Below are 9,913 nucleotides of genomic sequence, written 5' to 3'. Positions count from 1 at the left end.
GCGGGGACCGCGGACACGACCAGCAGGGTGAGCGGAGCTCCGCAGCGCGAGCCCCGCTCACCGATGTCCAGCGTGCCGGTGCGGCCGGCGTCCAGGAAGGCGCCCGCCTCGGCGGCCACCGTGCGGTCCAGCTCCGGGTGGGCGCCGAAGCCGCCCCCGCGGGAGCCGTCCGGGCGGACGACGAGCGCGCGGCCCCTCAGCTCCGCCGGTCCGCTCACGATCCGCGCCAGCGCCGCCGCCTCTCCCCGGGCGGCGGCGGACAGCGCGGTCGCGAGCGCGGGCCGGGCGGGATCGTCCGCCCGCACCGGCACGACCAGGATGTCGACGGCCCCACCGCAGGTCAGGCCGACGGCGAAGGCGTCCTCGTCGCTGTACCCGAAGCGCTCCAGGACGGTCTCGCCGTCCTGCAGCGCCTGTTGGCACAGGCCGTACACGGCGCCCTCCACACAGCCGCCGGAGACCGAGCCGATCGCCGTGCCGTCGGCGTCCACCGCGAGAGCGGCACCGGGCAGGCGCGGGGCGCTGCCGCCGACCGCCACCACGGTGGCCACGGCGAAGTCGCGTCCCCGCTCGACCCACCGGTTCAGCTCCTCGGCGATGTCCAGCATCTCTCGGTCTCCTTAACGGCGGTTGCGTAGAGGGTCTTTCGGTGAGCGGCTAGTGCACGCCCAGCCAGCTCTCAATGGGATTGAGGGCGAAATAGACCAGGAAGATCACTGTCAGGCCCCACATGAACGCCCCGATCTCCCGTGCCTTGCCCTGAGCGGCCTTGATGGCGACGTAGGAGATGACGCCGGCGGCCACACCGGTGGTGATGGTGTAGGTGAAGGGCATCAGGACCACGGTCAGGAAGACCGGGATCGCGGTGGCCCGGTCGGCCCAGTCCACGTGCCGGGCGTTCATCAGCATCATCGCGCCGATGACCACCAGGGCGGCGGAGGCGACCTCCTGCGGGACGATCGCGGTCAGCGGCGTGAAGAACAGGCAGGCCGCGAAGAACAGGCCGGTGACGACGGAGGCGAGTCCCGTGCGGGCGCCCTCGCCCACGCCCGTCGCCGACTCGATGAACACGGTCTGCCCGGAGCCGCCCGCGACACCGCCGAGCGCGCCGCCCGCGCCGTCGATGAACAGCGCCTTGGACAGGCCCGGCATCCGGCCCTTGTCGTCGGCCAGTCCGGCCTCCGTGCCGACGCCGATGATGGTGGCCATCGCGTCGAAGAACCCGGCGAGGACGAGCGTGAACACGATCATCCCCACGGTCATCGCGCCGACCTTGCCCCAGCCGCCGAACTCGACGTGCCCGAAGAGCGAGAAGTCGGGCATCGACACGGCGCTGCCGTGCAGTTCGGGGGCGCCGTTCGCCCACTGCTCGGGGGCGATCACACCGGCCGCGTTGAGGGCGGCGGCGACGACCGTGCCGCTGACGATGCCGATGAGGATGGCGCCGGGGATCCCCCGGGCCTGGAGCATGAAGATGAGGAGCAGGGTGCCGGCGAACAGGAGGACCGGCCAGCCGGCCAGTTCGCCCGCGGGGCCGAGCGTGACCGGGGTGGCCTTGCCCTGGTGCACGAAGCCGGACTTGTAGAAGCCGATCAGGGCGATGAACAGGCCGATGCCCATGGTGATGCCGTGCTTGAGCGCGAGCGGGATCGCGTTCATGATCATCTCGCGCAGGCCGGTGACGACCAGGAGCATGATGACGACGCCGTACATCACGCACATACCCATCGCCTGCGGCCAGGTCATCTGCGGGGCGACCTGCGAGGACAGCACGCCGGAGACGGAGAGGCCCGCGGCGAGGGCGAGCGGCACCTTGCCGACGAAACCCATCACGAGTGTGGTGAGGGCAGCCGCGAACGCGGTCGCGGTGATCAGCGCCTTCTGGCCGAGCGTGTCGCCGGCCGCGTCCTTGCCGGACAGGATCAGGGGGTTGAGCAGGAGGATGTACGCCATCGCCATGAAGGTGGTGACGCCGCCGCGCACCTCACGCGCGATGGAGGATCCTCTCCGGGATATGTGGAAGTACCGGTCGAGCCAGGACCGTCCGGCCGGGTTGCGGGTTCCGTCACCCGCGTCTTCGGCTGCGGTCCTGGGCTCCACTGACTGCTGGGTCATGGTGCCATCTCCCAAGGTTCACAGGGGCACCCGCGGGCGCGCTTCGGCGACGCGCGGGATTTGGGAATGGACGGCCCGGGGGACGGCCCGAGACGAACTGACTGCTGGTACTGCAAGGACCGCGAGCGGTGCGGAACTTGTGGGGGGTTACTCCGGGCGGCGCGGAGTGTGTGACGTTCCGTGCGCCGCCGGGAGGGTCTGTCACGCCGTACCGGTGAGGTGTTCCGGACGGACCGGCGTGCGGTCGAGCTCCAGCCCGGTCGCGTTCCGGATCGCCGCGAGGACGGCCGGGGTGGACGACAGGGTGGGTGCCTCGCCGATGCCACGGAGCCCGTACGGCGCGTGGTCGTCGGCGAGTTCGAGCACGTCGACGGGGATGGTCGGCGTGTCGAGGATGGTGGGGATCAGGTAGTCCGTGAAGGAGGGGTTCCTGACCTTCGCCGTCTTCGGGTCGACGATGATCTCCTCCATCACCGCGACGCCGAGACCCTGGATGGTGCCGCCCTGGATCTGGCCGACGACGGACATCGGGTTGAGCGCCTTGCCGACGTCCTGGGCGCAGGCCAGCTCGATCACCTTGACCAGGCCGAGCTCGGTGTCGACCTCGACGACGGCACGGTGCGCGGCGAAGCTGTACTGGACGTGGCCGTTGCCCTGGCCGGTGCGCAGGTCGAAGGCCTCCGTCGGGCGGTGCCGCCACTCGGCCTCGACCTCGACGGCCTCTCCCTCGAGCACGTCCACCAGGTCGGCGAGGACCTCGCCGCCGTCGGTGACGACCTTGCCGCCCTCCAGGAGCAGTTCGGCCGTCGCCCAGGCCGGGTGGTAGGTGCCGAACCTGCGGCGGCCGAGTTCCAGGACCTTCTCGCGGACCAGCTCGCAGGAGTTCTTGACGGCGCCGCCGGTGACGTACGTCTGGCGCGACGCGGAGGTCGAACCGGCGCTGCCCACCTGCGTGTCCGCCGGATGGATGGTCACCTGGGCGACGCCCAGCTCCGTGCGGGCGATCTGCGCGTGCACGGTGACACCGCCCTGGCCGACCTCCGCCATGGCCGTGTGCACGGTGGCCACGGGCTCGCCCGCGATCACCTCCATGCGCACCTTGGCGGTGGAGTAGTCGTCGAAGCCCTCGGAGAAGCCGACGTTCTTGATGCCGACGGCGTAGCCGATGCCGCGTACGACGCCTTCGCCGTGCGTGGTGTTGGACAGACCGCCGGGCAGCTGCCGTACGTCCGCGCCCTCGCTGCTCTCCCACTGGCGCTCCGGCGGCAGCGGCATCGCCTTGACACGGCGCAGGAGTTCGGCGACCGGCGCCGGGGAGTCCACGGGCTGGCCCGTCGGCATGACGGTGCCCTGCTCCATGGCATTGAGCTGCCGGAACTCCACCGGGTCCATGCCCAGCCGCTTGGCCAGCTTGTCCATCTGCGCCTCGTAGGCGAAGCACGCCTGGACCGCGCCGAAGCCGCGCATGGCGCCGCAGGGCGGGTTGTTGGTGTAGAGGGCGATGGCCTCGATGTCGACGTCGTCGACGACGTACGGGCCCACGGAGAGCGAGGAGGCGTTGCCGACGACGGCCGGCGAGGCGGAGGCGTAGGCGCCGCCGTCCAGGACGATCCGGCACTTGATGTGCGTGAGCCTGCCGTCGCTGGTGGCGCCGTGCTCGTAGTGGAGCCTGGCCGGGTGGCGGTGGACGTGGCCGAAGAAGGACTCGAAACGGTTGTAGACGATCTTGACGGGCTTGCCGGTGCGCAGCGCGAGCAGGCAGGCGTGGATCTGCATCGACAGGTCCTCGCGGCCGCCGAACGCGCCGCCGACGCCGGCCAGCGTCATGCGCACCTTGTCCTCGGGCAGGCCGAGCACGGGCGCGATCTGGCGCAGGTCGGAGTGCAGCCACTGGGTGGCGATGTAGAGGTGGACGCCGCCGTCCTCCTCGGGCACGGCGAGGCCGGACTCGGGGCCGAGGAAGGCCTGGTCCTGCATGCCGAAGGTGTACTCGCCCGCGACGATCACGTCCGCCCGCGCGCGGGCCGCCGCCACGTCGCCGCGGACGATCGGCTGGCGGTGGACGATGTTCGGGTGCGGGACGTGGCCGATGTGGTGGTCGTCGCGGTTCTCGTGGACGAGGATCGCGTCCGGGGCGGTCGCGGAGGCCTCGTCGGTGACGACCGGGAGTTCGCGGTAGTCGACCTTGATCTTGGCGGCGGCGCGGCGCGCCGTCTCCGGGTGGTCGGCGGCGACGATGGCGACAGGCTCGCCGTGGTGGCGTACCTTGCCGTGGGCCAGGACGGGGGTGTCCTGGATCTCCAGGCCGTAGTTCTTCACGTCGGCCGGCAGGTCGTCGTACGTCATGACGGCGTACACGCCCGGGGTGGCGAGTGCCTCGCCCGTGTCGATGGACACGATCTCGGCGTGGGCGACCGTGGAGCGCAGGATCTGGCCCCAGAGCATGTCCTCGTGCCACATGTCGGACGAGTACGCGAACTCGCCGGTGACCTTGAGGGTGCCGTCCGGGCGGAGGGTCGACTCGCCGATGCCGCCCCTGGTCTGGGAACCCTGGGTGATCTTGGTGGGAGCGCCGTTGGTCATGGTCAGACTCCCTCGGACTGCCGGGCGGCCGCGAGGCGGACCGCATCCATGATCTTCTCGTAGCCCGTGCAGCGGCACAGGTTGCCCGACAGGGCCTCCCGGATGTCCGCGTCGGTCGGATTGGGGTTGCGCTCCAGCATCTCGTCGGCGGCGACGAGCAGGCCCGGGGTGCAGAAGCCGCACTGGACCGCGCCCGCGTCGATGAACGCCTGCTGGATCGGGGAGAGTCGGGTCCCCTCGCCGGTCTGCGAATCGGTGCCCCTGGCCTGCCACTGCTGGGCGTCCTGCAGCGAGGTGCCGCACGCGCCGGTCCCGCAGGACCGCTGCTCGGCGAAGTCCGCCAGGCCCTCGACGGTGACGACCTCGCGGCCCTCGGCCTGGCCGGCCGCGACCAGGCACGAACACACGGGCACACCGTCCAGGCGGACGGTGCAGGAGCCGCACTCGCCCTGCTCGCAGGCGTTCTTGGAGCCGGGCAGGCCGAGGCGCTCGCGCAGGACGTAGAGCAGGGACTCGCCCTCCCAGACGTCGTCGGCCTCCTGCGGGCGTCCGTTGACAGTGAAGTTGACGCGCATTACGCAGCTCCCTCCGAGGCGCGGCGGGTGCCGCGGTACGACTCCCAGGTCCAGGTGAGCGTCCGGCGGGCCATGACGCCGACCGCGTGACGGCGGTAGCTCGCGGTGCCCCGGACGTCGTCGATCGGGTTGCAGGCGGCGGAGCACAGGTCCGCGAACTGCTTGGCGACCGACGGGGTGATGATCTTTCCGTTGTCCCAGAAGCCGCCCTCTTCGAGCGCCGCGTTCAGGAAGTCCTCGGCGGTCCTCGCCCGGACGGGGGTGGGCGCGGCCGAGCCGATGCCGGTCCGCACGGTGCGGGTCTCGGGGTGCAGCGCCAGGCCGAAGGCGCACACGGCGATGACCATCGCGTTGCGCGTACCGACCTTGGAGTACTGCTGCGGGCCGTCGGCCTTCTTGATGTGGACCGCGCGGATCAGTTCGTCGGGGGCGAGCGCGTTGCGCTTCACGCCGGTGTAGAAGTCGTCGATGGGGATGAGACGCGAGCCGCGTACGGACTCGGCCTCGACCTGGGCGCCCGCCGCCAGCAGGGCGGGGTGGGCGTCGCCGGCCGGGGAGGCGGTTCCGAGATTGCCGCCGACGCCACCGCGGTTGCGGATCTGCGGGGAGGCGACCGTGTGCGAGGCGAGCGCCAGACCCGGCAGCTCGGCGCGCAGGTTCTCCATGATCCGGGTGTACGGGACGGAGGCGCCCAGCCGCACGCTCTCCTCGCCCACCTCCCACTCGTAGAGGTCGCCGATGCGGTTCAGATCGAGGAGGTACTCGGGCCGCCTGTGGTCGAAGTTGATCTCGACCATCACGTCGGTGCCACCCGCAATCGGCACAGCGGTGGGGTGCTCGGCCTTCACGGCGAGCGCCTCCTCCCAGCTGGCAGGGCGAAGGAAGTCCATGACCGGCTCTCTTCTTCGTCTCGGGGTCGTACGGAATGAGCCAGATCGTGTGCGGCGGGCCCGGCTCGTTCATGTGGTGTTCACGCTGAGTGGGGTCAGTACACAGCGCTGTGCTCCGACGGGGTCAGTCACGGAAACCATGAAGGAGTTGGCTGGCCAGCACGGGCATCTTGTAGATTCGTATGAACGGAGGCCATCAGTAACCTCCTCGTTTTCCTATGGAAACACCACCGGGCTCCCGCCCCACTGGACCCTTCAAGATTCATCGTAGTTTTCGAGACAAAGAACGGCGGCGACGAGAATGCGGCTGCGCGCACTGCTGGAGACCGATGCGCTGGGTCTGCGGCTGCTCGGCGGCGAGGACGAGCTGGACCGCACCGTACGCGGTGTGATGACCACCGATCTGCGCGACCCCAGCCGCTATCTCTCGGGCGGGGAACTGGTGCTCACGGGTCTGGCCTGGCGCCGTGACGCGGACGACTCCGAGCCGTTCGTGCGGCTCCTGGTACAGGCGGGCGTGGCCGCACTGGCCGCCGGTGAGGCCGAGCTCGGGGACGTGCCGGACGATCTCGTACTGGCCTGCGCCCGGCACCGGCTGCCGCTGTTCGCGGTGCACGAGTCCGTTGCTTTCGCGACCGTTACCGAGCATGTGGTCCGGCAGGTCTCCGGCGAGCGGGCCGGCGATCTGGCGGCCGTGGTCGACCGGCACCGCCGGATGATGACCTCGGGACCGGCGGGCGGCGGTCCCGACGTGGTCCTGGACCTCCTCGGCTCCGACCTGGACCTGCGGGCCTGGGTGCTCTCCCCCACCGGGCGGCTGATCGCGGGCTCGAAGGTAGCGGGCCCGGCCCTGCCCCCCGAGGTCTGCGCCCGGCTCGCCGCCGAGCATCTGGCCGCCGTGCGCACCGGCCGCCGCGGACCGCACCGGGTGCTCATCGGCTCCGGGCCCGCGTCGACGTACTCCCTGTTCCCGATCCGCAGCAGCGGCCGCTCCCCGCAGGCGGCCCGGGACGTGCGCGAGTCGGTGCTGTCGGACTGGCTGCTGGCCGTGGAGGCGGACGCCGGGGACTGGCCCGCGGAACGCCTGGACCTGCTCCAGGGCGTCACCCAGCTGATCGCGGTCGAGCGGGACCGGCGGGACGCCGCGCGCACCGTGCGGCGGCGGCTCGCCCAGGAGGTCCTGGAACTGGTGCAGACGGGCGCCGCGCCCGCGGAGATCGCCGCGCGTCTGCGGGTGGCCGCGCCGGTGCTGCTGCCCGGCCTGGGGGCCGCGCCGCACTGGCAGGTGGTCGTGGCCCGTGCCGAGTGGGACGGCGGCGAGGTCGAGGGCGGCCCGGTGGCCCAGTCGCTCCTCGAGGAGATCCTGGTCGACCCGCTCGCCACCGGCCCCGAGCCCTCCGACCGCATTGCCGTCGCCCACACCGGGGACGAGGCCGTGGCGCTGGTCCCGCTGCCGGCCGTCTCGTCCGAACACGACGGCTCGGAGACCGGGATCCTCGCCGACGTGCTCCTGGAGTCCGTACGGGAGCCGCTGTCGGCCGGCCTCGACGACGACGGCCGGGTCACCCTGGGCGTCAGCGCGGCCGTGCACTCGGCGGAGGGGCTGCGGGGCGCGCTGGAGGAGGCCCGGCACGCCCGGCGGGTGGCCGCGGCGCGCCCCGGGCGGGTGTGCGCGGCCGGTCACCAGGAGCTGGCCTCGCACGTGCTGCTGCTCCCCTTCGTGCCCGACGACGTCCGTCGCGCCTTCACCGCCCGCCTCCTGGACCCGCTGCGCGACTACGACCGCCGCCACCGCGCCGAACTGATCCCCACCCTGGAGGCGTTCCTGGACTGCGACGGCTCCTGGACGCGCTGCGCCACCCGTCTCCACCTGCACGTCAACACGCTGCGCTATCGCGTGGGCCGAATCGAGCAGTTGACGGGGCGGGACCTGTCCCGGCTGGAGGACAAGCTCGATTTCTTCCTGGCGCTGCGGATGAGCTGAGGTCACCGGGGCGTGCGCCGACGGGCGCCCAACTCGCGCCATGATCCCACGACTTTGTGAAATTATTCACCCACCCTCTTGGCCCGGCACGGCCATTGGTGCTGGAATGCCGCCACCACTCAACAGCTCGATGGCGTGCTCGGGGAGGGCAACGTGGCGCATACCGCCATGTCTGGTAACGGAACGACCGCCGGTGACGATCCTCTCCAGACCGCGGTATGGCGATTGCGCTCGCGGGCCTGCTGGGCCGACGCGGCGGCACTGCTGCCGGCGGACGGTCCCGCGTCCTCGCTGCAGCGGGCCGGGCTGCTGGTGGAGCGGTGCCTGTACACCGAGCGGGGCTGGGAGGACGCCGAGGACGCGCTGCGTACGGCCGAGGCGCTGGCCCGGAGCGACGAGGAGCGGGGCGCGGCCGCTTGTGAACGCGGGCAGCTTGCCTACGCGGCGACGCTGCACGGGGTGCGGGACCGGGCCGACGAGGCGCGGGCCGCGCTGGGCCGGGCTGCGGCGCTGATCCCTCCGGGAGCGCCGGACCGGGCGCTGCTGGACTTCCGTCGCGGGCTGCTCGCCGAGAACCTCGCCCGTTCCCCGCAGGCGGCACTCGCCGCGTACCGCCGGGCGCACGCGGCCGCAGCCGCGCACTCCGACCCGCTGCTGCTGTCCTTCACCTGGCGCCACCTCGCCGGACTGGCCCTGCGGAACGGCGAGTTGCCGGAGGCCCGGCACGGCTTCGCCGAGTCCCTGCGGATCCGGGAGGAGTTGGGCTACCTCGTGGGCACCGCCCCGGCCCTCGCCTCGCTGGCCGACGCGGAGTCGGAGCCGGAGGCGTCCCGCCTGCGCGAGGAGGCACGTCGGCTGTTCCGGCTGCTCGGCGGCGTACCCACCTGGCTGGCCCGCCAGCTGACCCCGCCGGCTCCGGGCGCGGCCACGGCCTGAGGGGAACCCCAGAGGAAACTCAGAGGTTCCTGTGCCAGGCTGGCGCGCCCCGACCCCACAGGAGTGCCCCGATGAGCCTCGTCAACGGCCTGCCCGCACATGTCCTGCTCGTCCACGTCGTCGTCGTGCTGGTCCCGCTGACCGCGCTGGCCCTGGTGGTCTGCGCGGTGTGGCCGCGGGCCGCGCGGCGGCTGGGCCCGCTGCTGCCGGCGCTCGCCCTCGTCTCGCTCGTGAGCGTGCCGCTGACCACGCAGGCCGGTGAGTGGCTGGAGCGGCACGTCGACAGCAACGCCCTGGTGCGGCGGCACGCCGACCTGGGCGACGGGCTGCTGCCCTGGGCGCTGGGCCTGTTCGTCCTGGCGGCGGCCGTCTGGTGGACGGGCCGCAGGTCGCCGGAGGCCGGGCAGACCGGTACCGGGCGCCGGTCCGCCTCGCTCGTGCGGATCGCCGTGGCGGTGCTGTCAGTGGCCGTGGCGGCCGGCGCGGTCGTCGACGTCTACCGCATAGGCGACTCCGGCGCGAAGGCCGCCTGGCACGACGGCTTCTCCAACACCGCGAACACCTCGACGGACGAGGGCTGACCCCCTACGCCGGACGAACCGGCATCCCGCCCTGGGTCCGGACCACGTGAGTGGCAGTCCGCACCCAGGGCGGCACAGCACGGGACCCCCGTACGGCAACCCCGGGACACCGCTGCCGGGCACGCACCGCAGGAAGCACGCGCCCCGCTCCGGCCGGCCACGCTCGCCCCGGGGCGACCCCCCCCCCGCCCGGGGGGGGGGCGCGGCGGGGCCCCCACCCGCCCGCGCGGGGGGGTAGAGACAAAGACA

The 9,913-nt window shown here is 72.3% G+C and carries 8 protein-coding genes; 3 read left to right on the top strand and 5 right to left on the bottom strand.

Annotated elements, in window-relative coordinates:
- The 5 genes from ACFW2E_RS31865 to ACFW2E_RS31845 form a co-directional block, all read right to left on the bottom strand.
- On the bottom strand, positions 1–608 hold a 608-nt coding region (locus tag ACFW2E_RS31865), incomplete at its 3' end, for an XdhC family protein (protein WP_384470815.1).
- A 49-nt stretch (positions 609–657) separates the two neighbouring features.
- Positions 658–2,115 carry an NCS2 family permease gene (locus tag ACFW2E_RS31860; RefSeq protein WP_384470812.1) on the bottom strand — a complete coding sequence of 486 codons (1,458 nt, stop codon included), beginning with the start codon at positions 2,113–2,115 and terminating at the stop codon, positions 658–660.
- Positions 2,116–2,316: 201 nt separating this feature from the next.
- Complete coding sequence (locus ACFW2E_RS31855; protein ID WP_384470809.1) at positions 2,317–4,698, bottom strand: xanthine dehydrogenase family protein molybdopterin-binding subunit; 2,382 nt, start codon at positions 4,696–4,698, stop codon at positions 2,317–2,319.
- 2 nt (positions 4,699–4,700) lie between these two features.
- Positions 4,701–5,273 (bottom strand): (2Fe-2S)-binding protein, encoded by a 573-nt coding sequence (locus tag ACFW2E_RS31850; protein ID WP_384470806.1) that lies wholly within the window; start codon positions 5,271–5,273, stop codon positions 4,701–4,703.
- Positions 5,273–6,163, bottom strand: coding sequence for an FAD binding domain-containing protein (locus tag ACFW2E_RS31845; RefSeq protein WP_384470803.1), 891 nt, complete (start codon positions 6,161–6,163; stop codon positions 5,273–5,275). Before ACFW2E_RS31845 ends, ACFW2E_RS31850 begins: the two co-directional genes overlap by 1 nt.
- A gap of 301 nt (positions 6,164–6,464) precedes the next feature.
- Here ACFW2E_RS31845 and ACFW2E_RS31840 point away from each other — a divergent pair, with 301 nt between their 5' ends.
- The 3 genes from ACFW2E_RS31840 (at position 6,465) to ACFW2E_RS31830 (ending at position 9,664) form a co-directional block, all read left to right on the top strand.
- On the top strand, positions 6,465–8,147 hold the full coding sequence (locus ACFW2E_RS31840) for a PucR family transcriptional regulator (protein WP_384470801.1): 1,683 nt from the start codon (positions 6,465–6,467) through the stop codon (positions 8,145–8,147).
- A gap of 168 nt (positions 8,148–8,315) precedes the next feature.
- Positions 8,316–9,083, top strand: a complete 768-nt coding sequence (locus ACFW2E_RS31835; RefSeq protein ID WP_384470798.1) for a hypothetical protein — start codon at positions 8,316–8,318, stop codon at positions 9,081–9,083.
- 71 nt (positions 9,084–9,154) lie between these two features.
- On the top strand, positions 9,155–9,664 hold the full coding sequence (locus ACFW2E_RS31830; RefSeq protein WP_384470795.1) for a DUF2231 domain-containing protein: 510 nt from the start codon (positions 9,155–9,157) through the stop codon (positions 9,662–9,664).
- Positions 9,665–9,913: the final 249 nt, after the last annotated feature.

The sequence above is a fragment of the Streptomyces sp. NPDC058964 genome (assembly GCF_042741275.1).
Classification (GTDB): Bacteria; Actinomycetota; Actinomycetes; order Streptomycetales; family Streptomycetaceae; genus Streptomyces.
The sequence above is the reverse complement of the archived record's forward strand: the minus strand, read 5'-3'. Positions and strand labels throughout refer to the sequence as shown.

Bases quoted from the DNA above. Each gene is read 5' to 3' on its own strand.
- ACFW2E_RS31855 (WP_384470809.1), bottom strand. From the start codon at position 4,698: ATGACCAACGGCGCTCCCACCAAGATCACCCAGGGTTCCCAGACCAGG.
- ACFW2E_RS31830 (WP_384470795.1), top strand. From the start codon at position 9,155: ATGAGCCTCGTCAACGGCCTGCCCGCACATGTCCTGCTCGTCCACGTC.
- ACFW2E_RS31840 (WP_384470801.1), top strand. From the start codon at position 6,465: ATGCGGCTGCGCGCACTGCTGGAGACCGATGCGCTGGGTCTGCGGCTG.
- ACFW2E_RS31860 (WP_384470812.1), bottom strand. From the start codon at position 2,115: ATGACCCAGCAGTCAGTGGAGCCCAGGACCGCAGCCGAAGACGCGGGT.
- ACFW2E_RS31850 (WP_384470806.1), bottom strand. From the start codon at position 5,273: ATGCGCGTCAACTTCACTGTCAACGGACGCCCGCAGGAGGCCGACGAC.
- ACFW2E_RS31845 (WP_384470803.1), bottom strand. From the start codon at position 6,163: ATGGACTTCCTTCGCCCTGCCAGCTGGGAGGAGGCGCTCGCCGTGAAG.
- ACFW2E_RS31835 (WP_384470798.1), top strand. From the start codon at position 8,316: ATGTCTGGTAACGGAACGACCGCCGGTGACGATCCTCTCCAGACCGCG.